This is a genomic window from Pseudoalteromonas sp. MEBiC 03485 (genome assembly GCF_004195145.1).
Taxonomy (GTDB): Bacteria; Pseudomonadota; Gammaproteobacteria; order Enterobacterales; family Alteromonadaceae; genus Pseudoalteromonas; species Pseudoalteromonas apostichopi.
Genome location: NZ_SGBT01000001.1, coordinates 1,410,392 through 1,427,251, shown reverse-complemented (window position 1 = coordinate 1,427,251; position 16,860 = coordinate 1,410,392). Strand labels below are relative to the sequence as shown.

At 42.5% G+C, this 16,860-nt stretch carries 11 protein-coding genes; 2 read left to right on the top strand and 9 right to left on the bottom strand.

Annotated elements, in window-relative coordinates:
• Positions 1 to 55: 55 nt before the first annotated feature.
• Together EVU92_RS06590 and agaR are read right to left on the bottom strand one after the other, a co-directional pair.
• Positions 56 to 2,872 carry a TonB-dependent receptor gene (locus EVU92_RS06590; protein ID WP_130050531.1) on the bottom strand — a complete coding sequence of 939 codons (2,817 nt, stop codon included), beginning with the start codon at positions 2,870 to 2,872 and terminating at the stop codon, positions 56 to 58.
• 315 nt (positions 2,873 to 3,187) lie between these two features.
• Positions 3,188 to 3,952 (bottom strand): transcriptional repressor AgaR, encoded by a 765-nt coding sequence (gene agaR, locus EVU92_RS06585; RefSeq protein WP_130050530.1) that lies wholly within the window; start codon positions 3,950 to 3,952, stop codon positions 3,188 to 3,190.
• A 160-nt stretch (positions 3,953 to 4,112) separates the two neighbouring features.
• Between agaR and EVU92_RS06580 the strand changes: the two genes are divergently transcribed.
• Positions 4,113 to 5,441, top strand: a complete 1,329-nt coding sequence (locus EVU92_RS06580; RefSeq protein ID WP_205987922.1) for a sugar MFS transporter — start codon at positions 4,113 to 4,115, stop codon at positions 5,439 to 5,441.
• Between the two features lie 32 nt (positions 5,442 to 5,473).
• On the opposite strand, the gene EVU92_RS06575 is transcribed toward EVU92_RS06580, so the two are convergent.
• Genes EVU92_RS06575 through EVU92_RS06550 form a run of 6 tightly spaced genes read right to left on the bottom strand, consistent with a single transcriptional unit; the run spans position 5,474 to position 12,174 of the window.
• A complete protein-coding gene (locus EVU92_RS06575; protein WP_130050529.1) occupies positions 5,474 to 5,986 on the bottom strand; it encodes a hypothetical protein in 513 nt (170 codons plus the stop codon).
• Positions 5,979 to 7,673, bottom strand: coding sequence for a GMC family oxidoreductase (locus tag EVU92_RS06570; RefSeq protein ID WP_130050528.1), 1,695 nt, complete (start codon positions 7,671 to 7,673; stop codon positions 5,979 to 5,981). Before EVU92_RS06570 ends, EVU92_RS06575 begins: the two co-directional genes overlap by 8 nt.
• Before the next feature lie 13 nt (positions 7,674 to 7,686).
• Positions 7,687 to 8,850, bottom strand: a complete 1,164-nt coding sequence (gene nagA / locus EVU92_RS06565) for an N-acetylglucosamine-6-phosphate deacetylase (RefSeq protein ID WP_130050527.1) — start codon at positions 8,848 to 8,850, stop codon at positions 7,687 to 7,689.
• Complete coding sequence (locus EVU92_RS06560; RefSeq protein ID WP_130050526.1) at positions 8,828 to 9,751, bottom strand: ROK family protein; 924 nt, start codon at positions 9,749 to 9,751, stop codon at positions 8,828 to 8,830. The genes nagA and EVU92_RS06560 overlap by 23 nt, the downstream gene beginning before the upstream one ends.
• Before the next feature lie 17 nt (positions 9,752 to 9,768).
• On the bottom strand, positions 9,769 to 10,887 hold the full coding sequence (locus EVU92_RS06555; protein WP_130050525.1) for an SIS domain-containing protein: 1,119 nt from the start codon (positions 10,885 to 10,887) through the stop codon (positions 9,769 to 9,771).
• A 21-nt stretch (positions 10,888 to 10,908) separates the two neighbouring features.
• Positions 10,909 to 12,174: a D-tagatose-bisphosphate aldolase, class II, non-catalytic subunit gene (locus tag EVU92_RS06550; RefSeq protein ID WP_130050524.1), complete on the bottom strand. Its 1,266-nt coding sequence runs from the start codon at positions 12,172 to 12,174 to the stop codon at positions 10,909 to 10,911.
• Positions 12,175 to 12,448: 274 nt separating this feature from the next.
• On the opposite strand from EVU92_RS06550, the gene EVU92_RS06545 reads away from it, so the two are divergent.
• Complete coding sequence (locus EVU92_RS06545) at positions 12,449 to 13,909, top strand: Gfo/Idh/MocA family oxidoreductase (RefSeq protein WP_055199196.1); 1,461 nt, start codon at positions 12,449 to 12,451, stop codon at positions 13,907 to 13,909.
• A gap of 149 nt (positions 13,910 to 14,058) precedes the next feature.
• Here EVU92_RS06545 and EVU92_RS06540 read toward each other — a convergent pair whose 3' ends face one another.
• Positions 14,059 to 16,737 carry a M14 family metallopeptidase gene (locus tag EVU92_RS06540; RefSeq protein ID WP_130050523.1) on the bottom strand — a complete coding sequence of 893 codons (2,679 nt, stop codon included), beginning with the start codon at positions 16,735 to 16,737 and terminating at the stop codon, positions 14,059 to 14,061.
• Positions 16,738 to 16,860: the final 123 nt, after the last annotated feature.

Genomic DNA, 16,860 nt, shown 5'->3' with positions numbered 1-16,860 from the left:
AATAAAAGCGCCTTTGCAGGCGCTTGAACAACACTAACAACTGGGAATTCAAAGATTAGAAACTAGCTCGAACACCCAAGGCGACTTGAGTACCAAAGCGCTCAAGATAACTCACTTGGTCAGTGCGTTTGGTGTAACCCCAATAACGCTCATTCGTTAAGTTAGTAGCTTCAGCAAACACAGTGAATTGATCACTGATGTTATAGCTCATGCTGGCATCTAACTGACCATAATCAGAGATCCAATAAGGGCCACCCCACGCATCTGGATCCGACAAGAATTTACTACGCCAGTTATAAGCTAAACGCGCTTGGAAACCATATTGTTCATAGTAAACCACAGCATTATAAGAGTTTTTCGACATACCTCTAAATGGTAAGCCTGACTCTTTCAGTTCTGGCTCATCGTAGCTGCTATCAACATAGGTGTAGTTAAGTTGAAACCCTAAACCATTGAAGGGTTCAGGCAGTAAGTTTTCTAGTGATTGCTGATAAGCAAACTCAGCACCTTTGATAGTCGCACCATATTTACTCTTACCCGGGTAAGATGCAAAGTAGCGCACACCTTCGATTTCAACAGGACTTTCAACGTAATCGATAAATGATTTTAGGTCTTTTACAAACACCCCACCACTTAACGAGCTACTGTCTTCAAAGTACCACTCTAGTGTCATATCGGCTTGATTGGCTTCTTCAGGCGTTAACGATGAATCGCCCATAGAAAGTTGAGGTAAACCTTCACGGTAAGTATCAAAGTTTGGCGCAAGCCATGGGCGTAAATAACCTAACGATGGACGGCTAATAACTTGTGCCGCAGAGAAACGGTAAATCAAATCATCAGTAATACTAAGCTTAAAGTTCATGCTGGGTAAAATGTTGCTGTAATCCCCTTTAAATGATTGCTCAACGGTTTCACGCCAACCATTTTCAAGTGGTTTACCATCATCTTGTAAGTCAATTAATGATAAATCGTAAACAGACCCTTTTGAGCTTACTTCAGTTTGCGAGCCGCGAATACCGACATTTAACATGTACGGCATTTTTGCAAGGGTACTTTCGAGCGTCACTTGCGCATATGCAGTCAAGACTTCTTCGGTTACCTCATAAGTACCCGATGAATTAAGCGATGCAACGATACTTTTATCAGTTGCTTCAGCATTAATTGAACGATAGTAAGCAAGTAACTTATCGTAATCAAAACTTGGCCAAGGCTCAGGTGTAATACTACTTTCGCCTTCTAAGAAGTTATCGAAATTGGCCTCAACAAACACATCGCTTGGAATTTCAAATAGGTTAAAGTCACCTACATTCACAACAGTGCTGTCATCAAATTCATAACCATCGCGTTCTAAATATTGACCACCATTACTAAATTGGCTGGCATTTTTTGATGCATATTCAAGTTGGCTCTTAGTTTGCTCAAGATAAGTTAAACCAAAGTCGATACGGGTCACCAAATCACTTTCAGGCACAAACGTACCTGTGAACTTAAAGTCATTAACCGTGTCTTCAACACCTGTACCTGTGTTACGGCTATAGTGAGCTCCGTAAGATTGATCCGCAGTCAAGCCTGGCGATAAGGTAACATCTGGCAGCATGTTGCCAGTGTTGTAATCAATACCTATAGAGTCAATAAAACCACGCGCTACAATAAAGCGGTTATCACCACCGTTTTCGTTTTTCGCTTTTGAATGAGCAACATCCATAGCCAGTGTTAGGCCATCCATTGGATACCATTTTGCATTAAGGGCAAGCTGATAAGTATCAGTTTTACGTGGATTCGTTAAGTTGAGTAACTCCACCATAGTGTTACCGGTTTGCGTCATGGAAACAACTCGACCTGTGTCATCAAATTCTGCATCGGTAAAGACTGGCGTGCCTGGCGTCCAGCTTTCATCGTAGTTAACAAAACCGATTTGATAGCGATGACCATCGGTGTTGTAACGTGAATAAAGGGCATCGAAGTTAATATCGAGGGTATCAGTTGGGCGCCACTGCATTGCTAACGTCGCACCGAAGCGTTCACGCACATCCTGCGCGTTGGCAAAATACATGTAACTCGGGATTTTTGAGGCAAATATTTCACTTTGCCCATCAATTTCTCCGTTGCCATTCATGTCGACTGGCACACCCGCGCTGTCTGCCCCCCAACCTTCTTCTTCATCAAAAAAGCCGCTTGCTGAGTAAGTATCTGCACGTAAGGTTTTCTTTGAATAAGCACCAGAGAAAAGCACACCAAAGGTATCGTCATTAAAATTGTCACCTATGATGAACGAAGCATGCGGGTGTACATCGCCGGTTCGCGATTCATAAATCCCTTTTGCAGAAGCACTCAAAGTAAAGCCATCTTGATCTAATGGTTTACGAGTTTCGATATCAACAACCGCACCAATGCCCCCTTCAATTAAACGTGCTTCTGGCGACTTATAAACCTGAAGCGCTCCCACTAACTCTGAAGCAATTGTGTCAAAGTTAAAGTCACGTCCTGAGTTTTCAGAAGCCAGTTTACGACCATTCAAAGTGGTAATGTTGTAGCCACCACCTAAGCCACGCACGAGGATATTTTGCCCTTCCCCCCCATTACGAGTAATCGTAATTCCTGGAATACGCTGTAATGCCTCGGCTAAATTTTCATCAGGGAACTTACCGATGTCATCTGCAACAACAACATCTACTACTGTCGTTGCTTCCTTCTTTCGAAAGTTTGATTCTTTAATACTGCTACGGATCCCTGTGACCTCAATAACCTCAACATCTTCTTCGGCCTTACTATCGTTTTCTTGTTGTTGAGCAGTTGTGGCGAAACTGACTGATGAAGCCAGAATTGAGCTTATCAGCACACTCAAATATTTTTTTCTAGTTGTTGTTGCCATGATGATTTCCTGTTTTTAAATGTTCAGATTTCTTCACCATAAAAATGGTAATGAGTAAGGCCTTACATTTAATTTATAACAAAACGAAACAATCTATCAACAATTAATTACCTAGCGAAACTTTCGATAGTTACGAAAAGGTATTTCAAAATAATAAAAAAGGCGCTGAACGCCTTTAAAGATAAGGTTTTAATTTCGAAAGTTTCGATAATATTTTTTTTCGAAGATTTTCTGTGAGGTGGGCTAGTTTGGTCTTTTTAGATAATAAAAAAGGCAGCTAAAGCCACCTTTTTGCAATTATTTTTAACTGGAAAATTAAACTGTAATCACCTCGATACCTAAGCTCGTTAATGATTCAATGAACTCCGCTGGCATATTTTTGTCTGTAACCAGCACATCGATTGATTTTAGAGGTAGTACATTATACAAGGCACGCTTACCAAATTTACTTGAGTCGGTCACAGCAATAACTTTATCTGCACGGGTACACATAGTTCGATTCAACATTGCCTCAGGCTCATAATGGGTGGTGATCCCCGCTTCCGAGTCGATACCATCAACCCCTAAAATAACCTTTTTAAAGTTATACTTACTGAGTGCTTGTTCAACTTCATTTGAATAGAAAGACATTGATTTCTTTCGTAATTGTCCACCCAGCATAAACACATTTGCATCATCAATATCAGCCAGCACATGGGCTATATTAAGGCCGTTTGTCATCACCGTAAGGCCCTGCTTATTGGTTAATGCTTTGGCAACTTCTTCTGTGGTGGTGCCAGAATCAATAATTAATGAGTCGCCATCATCAACTAAGTTTGCTACAGCTTTAGCTAGTAGCACTTTCACAGCGTAGTTTTCATTATGCTTATCTTTCACCGAAAGCTCTTTAGCGAGTTTATCGCAAGCAATTGCTCCGCCACGCGAACGAACAACTAAGCCACGTTTACCTAGCTCGTTAAGATCGTGGCGAATGCTAACCTCCGAAATATCAAAGGTTTTAGCAAGTTCTTTAACGTTTACTTTGCCATGTTCCTCGGTCATCAGGACGATTTTTTGTCTTCTTTCTATTGTGGTTAGCATAGCTGGCCTGTTGTTTTAATAGCTGCTTTCAAATTTGTAGTTCAATATTACACAATTTACAGTTTTAAAGCCAAACTTAGTTTCGAAATGAAATAAAACTTTCAAAACTTACGAAATTTGTTTTATGATTGTTTCACAATAAACTTATTTGGTGACAAAAATGACAACACAAAGCTCACTGTTAGAGCAAACAGAACACACCAACCGCACGCAGTTACTGCCGATGTTGATCATTGGTGGCTTGTTTTTCTTATTTGGCTTTATAACTTGGCTTAATGGCTCCTTGATCCCATTTTTACAAATGGTCTGCGATCTCAACCATATAGAAGCCTACATGGTGACTCTGGTGTTTTATATTGCCTATACCGTGATGGCACTGCCAAGCGCTAAGATATTACAAATCTTCAGTTATAAGCATGGTATGTCGTTTGGTTTAGGCACCATGGCATTAGGCGCACTGCTGTTTATTCCTGCGGCACAAACTCAAGCGTATTGGTTATTTTTAGTTGCTTTATTTACCCTAGGTAGTGGCCTCACCTTACTACAAACCGCTGCGAATCCTTACATCGTGCTAATTGGATCTAAAGACACTGCAGCCGTGCGCATTAGTATTATGGGTATTCTTAATAAAAGCGCAGGTGTGGTTGCTCCACTGCTCTTCTCTGCGATTGTGTTTAGCGATATTGCTAGCTTTAGTCCAGAAGCCCTTGCTCAATTGAACAGCATTCAAAAGCAATTACAGTTACAAGAACTGGCAAATCGTTTAATCACACCTTATTTTGTAATGGCAATTGCGTTAGCCATTTTAGCAGCTTTAATCATGCTAGCCCCCTTACCTGATATCGAGCAACCACAATCAAGTAACAACAGCGAGAGTAAATCAGTTCTGCAATTTCCACACTTAGTTTTAGGCGTGATAGCCCTATTCTTTTACATAGGTGCCGAAGTCATTGCTGGCGACACCATTGGCCTTTACGGCAAAGAGCAAGGGGTATTGCAGTTCGCTGAGCTCACCTCTTACACCATGGGCTTTATGGTGCTAGGTTATGTTTTAGGTATTGTGTTAATTCCTCGCTTTTTTAGTCAGCAACAGGCGCTGATATTTTCTGCGTTAAGTGGTTGTGTGTTTTCACTTGGTATCATTTTGATTGAACCGCAACAAACAGCGATTGCAAACGTAGTGCTCTTTTGGCTTGCTGATAACAGTTTTCCAGATACCGTGTTATTTGTTGCATTACTTGGCTTATCGAATGCGCTCGTTTGGCCAACCATTTGGCCTATGGCCCTTGCAAACCTTGGCGATAAAACCCAAACTGGCGCGGCATTACTCATTATGGGTATTTCTGGTGGTGCTTTGTTACCTTTGGTATACGGTGTATTTGCACAGTACACAGGCAATGCACAACAAGCTTACTATTTGTTGATCCCCTGCTATGCGTTTATTCTTTATTACGCGCTGATTGGTCACAAGCTTACAAGTTGGCGTTAGTAACGTCTTCGCAGGCTCAGTTATTTAGATATTTAACTAGCCTGCAATTTTTCTGATGTGAAATATCCCAATAACAAAAATTCACGCACGGTAAAAATACACTTATAAATTAAATACTCGTCACGCTTGTCAGGGCTTACTTCTGAAATAGATAGGGCTTGCTGCGCCATTATTTGCTGTTGCTGTTGCAACGATATAGAAAATAAACCTTTGAGCTTACATGCTAATTGCGGCAATGAAAGATCACCTGCAGCAATCAGCTCTGCGCCTTTTAAACATGAAGTGCGTTCAGCCGCATTTAGCGTATTTGCTAGCATTAAATCTGTAAATGCGACTAAATCAAAGTACAGCTGCTCATTTGGCTTTAGCTCTAAAATAACCGCCTGCATTTGCGTGACCACATCCCGATGCGCCGCAGCTTTAAGTACCTCAAAATGGCTATCATCCGTTTTATCAAATAATTGAGTCGCAGCCACTGGCGTAATAGCGACACCTAATAATGCTGCTAAACATTTAATCGCATTTCGCCTTTGTAGATCAGCCATTAAACACTCCATTTTGATAATGCCGTACAGCATGATCAGCGGCTCTTGCAGTAAATGCCATATAGGTTAACGAAGGATTCTGATAAGCCGACGAGCACATAAACGAGCCATCAGTGACATAGACGTTACGCACACTATGAATTTGGTTATAACGGTTAAGCACTGAGCTTTTAGCATCATGCCCCATTCGCGCGGTTCCCATCTCGTGAATAGCTTGCCCCGGTGCTGAGCCTTTATCGTAAGCTTGCACATTTTGGTAACCTGCTTTGGTTAGCATCTCGACAGCTTGCGCTTTCATATCCTCGCGCATTCGCTGTTCGTTTTCACCAAACTGGCAATCGAAATTAACTAAAGGTAATCCCCATTGATCTTTTAATACCGGATCTAAGCTCATTTTATTGTGATGAAAAGGCAGGCATTCACCAAAACCTATCAATGCAACTTGCCAAGGCCCTGGTTTGGCAAGCTCTTCTCGAAAAGCTTTACCAAAGCTAAGCTCTTTAAAACCGCGTCGCCAATCTTTACGTGTTGCGTATCCTTGATAGCCATAGCCACGAATAAAGCTATGTTGCTCTTTATCATCAAGGTTTCGAAAACGCGGGATATGAAAACCAACGGGTCTGTCGCCATCATTAAAGTCATCAGCAAAACCTTTTGGTTCACCAGTTGCGCCAACCCTAAAATGGTGATCCATAAGGTTATGACCAAGCTCTCCACTATCGTTCCCTAAGCCATTAGGAAAACGTGCAGAGGTTGAATTTAATAACAAGGCTGTTGTGGCTACCGTTGATGCACAGCAAAAAATGATGTTCGCTCGCTCGATACGCTCTTTTTTAGATTCAGCATCTATCACTGTCACACCCGTGGCTTGCCTAGTTTCTGGATTGTAAATAATCTCTTTGGCAATGGAGTGAGTCTGAATAGTGAGTCGCCCAGTACGCATCGCTGCAGGTAAGGTCGAGGCTAAACTACTAAAGTAACTACCGGTTGGGCAACCACGCATACAGCGGTTGCGCTTGCTGCATACGGCACGACCTTGTTCAGGTTTTGCCTTGGTTAAATGCGCCACTCGCCCGATTGTTAGGTGCCGATTAGTGTAGTGGGTTAATAAACTTTGTTTAAGTTGCTGTTCTACTGCATTAAGTGCGAAGGGAGGCAAGTAAGGTCCGTCAGGTAGCTGAGGTAAGTTCAGCGCTTCGCCAATAACCCCAATGTAGGCTTCGACTTTATCGTACCAAGGCGCAATATCTTGATAACGCACAGGCCAATCAACACCGTGACCATCTTGTTTGTTGGCTGCAAAATCTATATCACTGAGGCGTAAGCATTGCCGTCCCCAAGTTAATGAACGCCCGCCAAGGTGGTAACCTCTGATCCAATCAAAACGCTGTGATTCTTGATAAGGGTGCTGTAAGTCATTTACAAACCAGTGCTTTATTGACTGCTTGGTGGCATAGCCAGTGCGTGCTTGTTTAGCTTGATTCTGTTTTTCTAGTAAGCTGGGCCTGTCGCGAAATGGCAGTTGCCAATCATCTTTAAAGGCAGTGATATAGTCAGTACCGTGCACAACCTGCCTACCACGTTCCAGTAGCAGTACATTGAGCCCTTTTTCGGTCAGTTCTTTAGCAGCCCAGCCGCCAGTAATGCCACTGCCAATAACAATGGCATCGAATACTTTTGCCTGCATTCTCACTTAACTTTTAAAAGATTTGCTTGCCCGCACATATCGTTGCTTGAACAGAAAAGTCTTTATCGAGCAGCGCAAAATTAGCTTGTTTACCTACCGCAATACTCCCTATTTGCTCCGCTTTATTTAAAAACTCAGCGGGTACTAAACTCGCCATTTTAGTTGCTTCAACTAGGCTCGCGTCGGTTAGGCTATAGAATCGTTCAACGCCCACTTCCATGGTTAATGTGCTGCCAGCTAAAGAGCCGCTTTCAGTTCGCGCAACACCTTGCTCAACCACAATAGGAAGCTCACCTAAACGGTAGCGACCATCTTGTAAACCTCCAGCGCTCACACAGTCTGTAATTAGAGCAATTTTATCTGCTCCTTTTAAACGATATACCATGTTCATTATGCTCGGGTGCAAATGAATACCATCAGGAATAAGCTCAACCATGGCATCGTTGTCCATTAATAGTGCGCCGGTACAACCGGGGTCACGATGATGAATACCGCGCATACCATTAAAAATATGCACACCACCACAAGCACCATGAGCAAGTGCTTGTGATGCTTGCTCAAAATTAGCATCTGTATGACCCAGCATGACACGCACACCTTTATCAGTGATATAGCGGATCATGTCGGGTGATTTAAGTAGTTCTGGCGCTAACGCAAATGAGCTTAAACAACCTTCACATGCTGCATAAATTTCATCAAATCGCTGTTTAGTGAGCTCTAAAAAAAATGACTCGTTATGCGCCCCTTTATGCGCTTCTGCAAAGAATAGACCTTCGTTATAAGCTCCCAGTAACTGTGCACCAGCCAAGCCTTTTTTATAAGCAGTCGCCATATTTTTATAAGCTTGAATTGATACGTCCCAGTCTGCGGTCACCGTTGTGCCAACAAAACCCGTAACGCCGTGCTTTGCTAAAGAACGAGAAATAGTCTCAAGCGATTCAGGGGTACCGTCCATAATATCGCAGCCTTCACGGCCATGAATATGCAAATCGATAAAGCCCGGAAATAAGCTATGTTCGCCTAACTCTATTACCTCGATCTCGGGCTCTATTTGCGTGGTAATAGCACTAATTTTGCCTTGCTCGACCAATACGGCATGATCGAGTAAAACGGCATCATCAGTAACAACTTTTGCGGCTTTTAAGTAATAGCGATTAAGATGCTTTGGAATTAGCATGAACACTTCCTATTATTGCAGCGCCCCGCACGCCGCTAGAATCACCAAATTTTGCACGCTTCACTTCGGGCACGGCAAAACCTGAAAATAAATGAGTTTGAATAGCGTCAGGTAGTTTTTCTACTATTGCATCAATGAGCGACAACCCACCCCCAAGCACGATAACTTCTGGGTGCAAACTTTTACTAATGGCAGCAAAGGTTTCACCAAGAATGTCTAAGTAACAAGCGAGCACCTTTAAAGCTTGCTCATCAGAGCGCTTGATATCGTTCGCCCATTCAATCGCTGATTTAGGGGATTGAGTAATATGCTGATACAAGGTTTGTACACCTGGCCCTGCAATATAACTTTCGACACAGCCATTTAAACCACAGCCACACTTCAAAACTGGCAATTGATATTTTTGTTGCAGATACGCAGACAGCGGTAAATGACCATACTCCCCCGACATACCTAAGCCTTGGTTAAACAAAGTACCATCAATGCACATACCACCTGCCGCACCAGTGCCAACAATTGCACCGAATACCCGACTATAACCTTCACCGGCTCCGCCATTTGCTTCTGATAAAGCAAAACAACGGGTGTCATTTAATATCGCAACAGGGCGTTTTAATATTGCTTGAAGATCTGTGGCAATCACTTTACCTGTGGCACATGGCACATTAGCCGACAACACTTTACCTGCATCATTAACAATACCAGGCATCCCTATGCCCACAGCACCTTGGCAACCTGTCAGCTTATCGGCTTTGAGCACTTGCTGATAAATTGCTTGCAAAAATTGCTGATAGTCATCGGTTGGCGTGGTAATACGCCAACTTTGCTGTTGCTCTAAATTATCATTAAAAATGGCGGTTTCGATTTTTGTACCGCCAATATCAAGTCCGTAAACAGCCATGCTTTACCCAATACTACTTAGCGAGAAGTTAATGGGTAAATAGTTACCCCTTTTACAACACGGTTAACTTCGCCCGTAGGGCAAGGATTATCAGGTGTTAAACCGAGTGACATTGATTTATAAAATGCAAAAATCTGACAATAGACAATATAATACAGCCCTTGCCAAACATCATCTAGCTCGACCAGTTCACTATTTAAAGCCAGCTTTTTGACCGCAGAACATTGTTGGTCATTTAATAGTTCATTATATAAATCAGCATCATACAAACTACTATAAAAATCACTCGAGGCCATCAACAACACTGCTGTTTTATCGTTAATAATAGTTTTAGGGCCATGGCGAAAACCGAGTGGCGTTTCAAAATAACTAATTAAGTCACCATTCGTTAATTCTAAACACTTTAAGGCCGCTTCTTTTGCGTAACCAATTAAGGAACCAGCCCCTAAAAACACCAAGCGCTCAATATCAGTTTGCGCAAAGTTCCTAATCTCATCGAGTTGAGTTTCGAGCAGCTGCTCTGTTTGCCTTGTCACTTGTGTAAGCTGATTAACATCAGGGGTAAAAATACATAACGTTGAAAGCAACATCGAAGTAAAACTACTGGTCATTGCAAAGCTTTCATCAAGGGTTTCTTTCGGCATAAGTACACTAAAGCTATTGCTTTTAATCGCAGCTCTTTTAGCTAACTCACCGCTTTCATTACAAGTAATGACTAAGTGATAGCATTTTTCAACGACTTGCTCAGCGATATCGACCGCAGCGACACTTTCAGGGCTATTACCTGAACGCGCATAAGAAATAAGTAAGGTTGGCGTACCCTTTTGTAAAAAACCATGTGGGTTAGACACAATATCTGTAGTGCTGACTGCGCGCACATTTAAATCTGTTTTGGCAGTTAAGTGTGGTGCTAATACTTCGCCAACATAAGCTGATGTGCCAGCGCCAGTTAATACTATTTGTAATTCCTTTAATGGCAGAAGCGGGGCTAAAAATGCGTTTATTTCTGCTCGATGTGTTTCGATAATAGCGGCGGTATTACACCATGATTCTGGCTGCTGAGAGATTTCTCTTGCTGTCCAATAAGCGTTCTTTTGCTTAAGTTCTGTTTCATTTAATAATAAATACTGCGTCATAATAAATTCTCTCAACACCACCTATTGATTACAAGCAAGCGAATAGGTATTCGTTACTTCCATTATTTTATTAAGTACTAACTCACGCGGTGATGAGTTAATTTGGCCATTGATTAATGCTTTGTATTGCATTGGCATAAACTGACTAAGCAAGGTTTGTGGAATGATTTGCTCTTCTAAATTATCAAACAAGGTTTCTACCGTTTGCTTTATTTCATCTTCAGGCCAGTAGTAACGAATACGGTCGCTATAACTGTAAGCTCTAAATAACTTCGCTTGAGCGCCTTGTGTTGGGTAAAATTTATTCCAGTAATGCGGTTTTTCAAGCATGATCCGCTCACATACATCACGTAAATTAGAACGCTTGGCAGGATCAACTAACTGGTCTTCAATATAAGATAAAGCAAATAGGCCTTCACGAAGTGCATAAGTAAGCTGTGGGCCTACCTTCAATATTGCAAAGTGATCTTGCACTAGCTCATGGTAGCAGTGATCAGGCTGATAATCCGTTGAGTGAGCCTCATAAACTAGGTTGTCGACATGGGTTATAAATTCTTTCAGTTTTTGCGCCTCATTACGTTGATAGTTAAATACTTGATGATTATCAAACTCAACCCCTGGCTGCACAACAACAGCAATAACACGCGACCACACATCACTAATATTAAATTTAGCAAACGCAGCCTGATGTAATTCTATTGTTTGCTGTACACCTTCAACATGCGACACTTCAATCGTATCATGCTCCTCTGTAGCGCCACCCGGAGGAGGAACCTCAGTACCCACTACATAGAGAATATCGTTATCTTCTGAGACCGACTCTGCAGCTTGACACATCAATGCTGCACGCTCGGCAATCACAGCATCAGCCAAACGTTCTCCATCGTCATCACATGGCATACTGGCATCTAAATGAATTTTCTTAAAACCAGCGCTTGCATAGGCTTTTACTAGTTCAACAGCTTTTTCCATCGCAACCTCTGCAGGCTCATTCACCCAACACACTGGGCCTAAATGATCCCCACCTAAAATAATGCGCTGGGTACCTAACCCTACCTTTTCGGCTATTGCATGGACAAATTCAACAAAGTCATGGGGCTTCATACCTGTGTAACCACCAAACTGATTAACTTGATTCGCCGTAGCTTCAATTAAAACTTCAGTGTCATCATTGAGAGCTTGCAACATCGCTGCTTCGATAACGAGCGGGTGTGCACAGCACACAGAGTAAATTCCCTGCGCTTGCCCTACTCGATTGTTATTTATAATCGTTTTTAATGCATTCATGGTTTTCTCCAAGCAGCTTACGCTATTGGTTAGATACGTGATTTGAAATTACAGTAGCACAGCGCGAAACACTTCGCAATAAAATGAAAGACAATGAAAGATCAAGGATAAGTTAATAGCACACTTAATATAGGGTTTAATAAGACTTTAAATGATAAACCCTGCAATTACGAAAGATTTTGAAAGCATTTGATTGTAATTAACTTTGAGTTGCGATATAACAGAAATAACTGAAACCCACTATTAAAATAATCTCAGTGATTTAGGTATCGTTATGACAATAGATAGACGTAGTTTTTTAAAATCTGCCGCAGCCATTACCGCCGCGACAGTCGTGACTGGCTGTGCGAAAAGCCAACAAGGTGATAATCAAAGCACCCCACTTGCTGCACAAGGTAAAAGCGTAATGGGCTTAGCTGTGCCAGCAATGGATGTGGTACGTGTTGGTTTTATCGGAGTTGGTCAACGTGGTAGCGGCCATGTAAAACACCTTTGCCATATTGAAGGTGTTGAAATTAAAGCTATTTGCGATACAGATCAGCTAATGCTTGATAAGTCTGTTAACTATGTTGTTGAAAAAGGCTTACCTAAACCAACTGCTTATACGGGTTCTGATAAAGCCTATTTAGACATGCTTGCTCGCGATGACATAGACATTGTGATCATTTCAACACCTTGGAAATGGCACACACCAATGAGTGTTGAGACCATGGAAAGTGGTAAACATGCCTTTGTTGAAGTACCAGCAGCCACCACAATGGAAGAATGCTGGCAACTAGTGAACACTGCTGAACGCACACAAAAGAACTGTATGATGATGGAAAACGTTAACTACGGTCGCGACGAATTAATGGTATTAAACATGGTTCGAAAAGGCGTATTTGGCGAGTTACTACATGGTGAAGCCGCTTATATTCATGACCTGCGTTGGCAGATGAAAGAAATCGACCGTAGCACCGGCTCTTGGCGCACTTACTGGCATACGAAAGTAAACGGTAACTTATACCCAACTCATGGTTTAGGCCCGGTTTCCCAGTATATGAACATCAACCGTGGTGACCGCTTTGACTTTGTTACATCAGTCAGCTCTCCTGCTCTTGGCCGCGCAGCGTACGCAGAACGTGAATTCCCTGCAGGCCACGAACGTCGTTCACTTAAATTTACTGCTGGCGACATGAACACCAGCATTATTAAAACAGTGAAAGGTCGTAGCATTATGGTTCAGCACGATACCACTAGCCCTCGTCCGTATAGCCGCCATAACCTAATTCAAGGTACTAATGGTACATTTGCAGGTTTCCCTAATCGTATTGCCCTTGAAGATGTGCCACCAGCTATCGCGAAAATTTATCAACAGCAATATGAAGCAGAGCTCGCTGCGTGGGAAAAAGCCGGCTCGCAAGGTCGTAAGCCACATATGCAAAATTTCCATAGCTGGGATCAAGATATGGAAAAATGGCGTGCCGAGTTTGATCATCCACTTTGGAAACGCATGGGTGAAGAAGCGGTTCGTAACGGTGGTCACGGCGGTATGGACTTCATTATGCTTTGGCGCATGATCTACTGCTTGCGCAATAATGAGCCACTTGATCAAGATGTATACGATGCTGCAGCATGGTCATCAATCTTTCCGCAAAGTATGGCATCGGTTGCTGATAGAAGTAACAGCAAAACAATTCCAGACTTTACCCGTGGCGCTTGGCAAACAGGCAAGCCGCTGGGGATTGTGTCTTAACACTTTCTCTCCTTGGAATACTAAAAAGCCCGCCCTTTGCCCTGCGGGCTTTTTTATTTTCTTTATCATTACCTTTATAGTTGTTTTAGCAAAATTTTACCTACAAAAAAGCCCGCAACATCGGCGGGCTTTTTGATTAGACTATGACCTTACTGAGCATGTGCTGCAGCACGGAAAATCGTGTTAGTTAAAAGTACATTCATGCCTTCAAGGTAGGCACGATAGGTTGGTGATTGTGTAAAGCCAATCACCATGCCTTTGCCTTGAGGTTGATGCACAAGCAATGGTTTATATGCAAGCTGCGCTTTATTTTGCTGCCAAAGGTAACCACTTGCCAGCACATCGTCTTTACCTGTAAACCACGCTAAGTTTTTACCTGAGTTAAGTTTTATTGGCGTGTAAATATCATTACCATAAGCCACCGCAACGAGGTCTTTATCAACCCCAGCCGTTAACCAATGCTCTTGATCTACTTCAACATTAGCAAGTACACCGGCTACATAGTCTGGCGATGTGTGTGGCTCGATGCTTGCCGCTTTTAAATCATCACGAGAAGTGAATAACTGTCCTGCCACTTTGCTGCTTTTATTATCGCTGCTATCGGCTTTATCTTCTCGGTAAGCTTGCTCTCGCTTCACATCTAATAAGCCGTAATCAACATTGGTGGTAAAACGGTTTGCATTACCTAGGGCAATCAACACGCCGCCCGCTTCAACCCAGCTTTTTAAATTAGCTGCGCCAGATTTACCTAATGCTTGCTCGTAATTACCTTCTGGTAAAATAAGCACCTGGTAATCACTTAAATCAGCCCATGCAAGCATTGGCGTACGAATCGCGGTTACTGGGTAGCCAAGCTGTCTTTCGATAACAAAACGAGTGTTACCGGCGCTTAGCTCACGAGTAGCGGCATCCCATGCAATCGCCACTTTTGGTGCCACCATAGGCACTGTTTTGTTACTACCAAAGCTTGGGCCTTCAATCACCCAGCTTGAATCCACACCATCAACAATTGCACCAGTTTGCTCAGCAATTTGGCTAATTTTAGTTAGTAGGTCTTTATCGTTTAGGCGCTTTTCGATTACTAAGCTGCCCGCTGGGTAGTTAGTTTTATCACCTAATACAAATGCTTGGTCAGCACTTTTCAGTTTAATGCCAGCTTGTAGTGCCGCTGTTAAAAAGCGTGCTGCGGCCGTATCGCCCCAGGCAACAATATAAGCCACTGAGGCATCTGGGTTATTCACTTTGCCAAGCAATGTGTCATCGGCCTTAACTGCTTTACTGTCTGCGCTAACAGCTCGATTACAGCTATCGCTATCAACATTAAACATCATCGGCAGTGACCAACCTGTGACATCGTAAATTTCATCACCTAGGTTACGAGCACGGCGTCTTTCTTGTTCTTTTACAAATGCCTCAGCCATATCTACTTGGTCTGTAAATGTGGTGCGTACAAATACCCCACGTGGCTGGGCGGTATCAATAAAGTAGCTACCCGCTTTATACTTAACGCCACAGGCTTTGAAATCTTCGGTTGCTTGTTTAACTTCAACACCATGTTCAGCCATTAAGGTTGCTAACCTATGAGCTCCTTCACGGTTACTTTGTTTAGGTAAAATATAAACACGCTCTTTGCTATCTTTACCGGAATCAATTGCATCAACTTGATATTGATAAAAGTCACCCAGTAATTTTTCGCGTTGATTGGCTGCACCTTCGGCGGTCGAGATTGAGGCCACAAATTGACGTTTTACAGTATTAAAATAAGTGAGCAGCTCACCAGTGTTTTTCTCAAATACATGACCTCTGGCTGAGCCGACTTCGTAGGTTGATGCAGACGCACCATAAAAAACTGGCCAGCTATCGCCGTAGCCAGGATAAAAGGCGTCAAAAATTTCTCGGGTAAAATAATCAAAGCCAAACTCATCAAAATACTTCGCATGATTTTGACCAATTGCATCCATGTTGGCGATTTGAGTTTTCGTCATATGCGGGTTAAATGGTTGAGCAGCTGGTGCAAAGTAGTAAGATTGATCGCCGCCCATTTCATGAATATCCACCACCACTTGTGGTTTATATTTATTGATTGCTGCCACTCTTCCCTTACTTTCAGGCTGAGTAAGCGCTAACCAATCACGATTCATATCAAACAAATAATGATTTGTTCGGCCTCTTGGCCACGGCTCATTATGTTCTGCACTTAACCTATCAGCACTGTGCTCAAGACCGACGCTTGCATAGTAACGTGTAACAAAGCGCTCACGACCATCTGGGTTTTGTAATGGGTCGATAAAGACCACGGTGTTGTCTAAAATTTTGCTGTTAACGGCATCATTCGGAGCTGCTAATAAGTGATACGCAGTAAATAATGCAGCATCGGTTGAGCTAATTTCATTACCGTGCACTGCATATTGAAGCCAAACTGAAGTCGGTAAATTTTTTATTAGCGACTTCGCTTCTTTTTCAGAGGTAATACGCGGATCAGCCAAAGCTTGTGTGTCATTCGCAAGGGTTTCTAATGAACGAATATGCTCAGCGGTTCCAACCACCGCATAAACCAGCTCACGACCTTCCCAGCTGTTTGCGTACTTAAACACTTTAATACGATCAGGCGCAGCCTGTTCAAGGGCGCTAAGATAACGGCGCATATCGCTGTAATTAGTGATGCGCTCACCTACGTCGTACCCTAGTACTTGTTTAAATGTCGGTATTTGCTTTTCGTAAGCTGTGCCCGGCCACATTGCTTCAGTATTCGTTGCACTGGCATTAAAGCTTGCCGTTATTGCCACAACACTCACTGAAATGGCTTTTATTATTTGTTTGGCGCTCATTATGTTTCCCAAATAAAAGTATCTATTTTGTACATTACAAAAGTATTGAAAATAAACAAATTAAAAACGTTAGATTGGCATAAATTAAAGACATAAAAAAACCGCAGCGATTGCTGCGGTTAT

Bases quoted from the DNA above. Each gene is read 5' to 3' on its own strand.
- agaR (WP_130050530.1), bottom strand. From the start codon at position 3,952: ATGCTAACCACAATAGAAAGAAGACAAAAAATCGTCCTGATGACCGAG.
- EVU92_RS06550 (WP_130050524.1), bottom strand. From the start codon at position 12,174: ATGAATGCATTAAAAACGATTATAAATAACAATCGAGTAGGGCAAGCG.
- EVU92_RS06570 (WP_130050528.1), bottom strand. From the start codon at position 7,673: ATGCAGGCAAAAGTATTCGATGCCATTGTTATTGGCAGTGGCATTACT.
- EVU92_RS06590 (WP_130050531.1), bottom strand. From the start codon at position 2,872: ATGGCAACAACAACTAGAAAAAAATATTTGAGTGTGCTGATAAGCTCA.
- EVU92_RS06575 (WP_130050529.1), bottom strand. From the start codon at position 5,986: ATGGCTGATCTACAAAGGCGAAATGCGATTAAATGTTTAGCAGCATTA.
- EVU92_RS06540 (WP_130050523.1), bottom strand. From the start codon at position 16,737: ATGAGCGCCAAACAAATAATAAAAGCCATTTCAGTGAGTGTTGTGGCA.
- nagA (WP_130050527.1), bottom strand. From the start codon at position 8,850: ATGCTAATTCCAAAGCATCTTAATCGCTATTACTTAAAAGCCGCAAAA.
- EVU92_RS06545 (WP_055199196.1), top strand. From the start codon at position 12,449: ATGACAATAGATAGACGTAGTTTTTTAAAATCTGCCGCAGCCATTACC.
- EVU92_RS06560 (WP_130050526.1), bottom strand. From the start codon at position 9,751: ATGGCTGTTTACGGACTTGATATTGGCGGTACAAAAATCGAAACCGCC.
- EVU92_RS06580 (WP_205987922.1), top strand. From the start codon at position 4,113: ATGACAACACAAAGCTCACTGTTAGAGCAAACAGAACACACCAACCGC.
- EVU92_RS06555 (WP_130050525.1), bottom strand. From the start codon at position 10,887: ATGACGCAGTATTTATTATTAAATGAAACAGAACTTAAGCAAAAGAAC.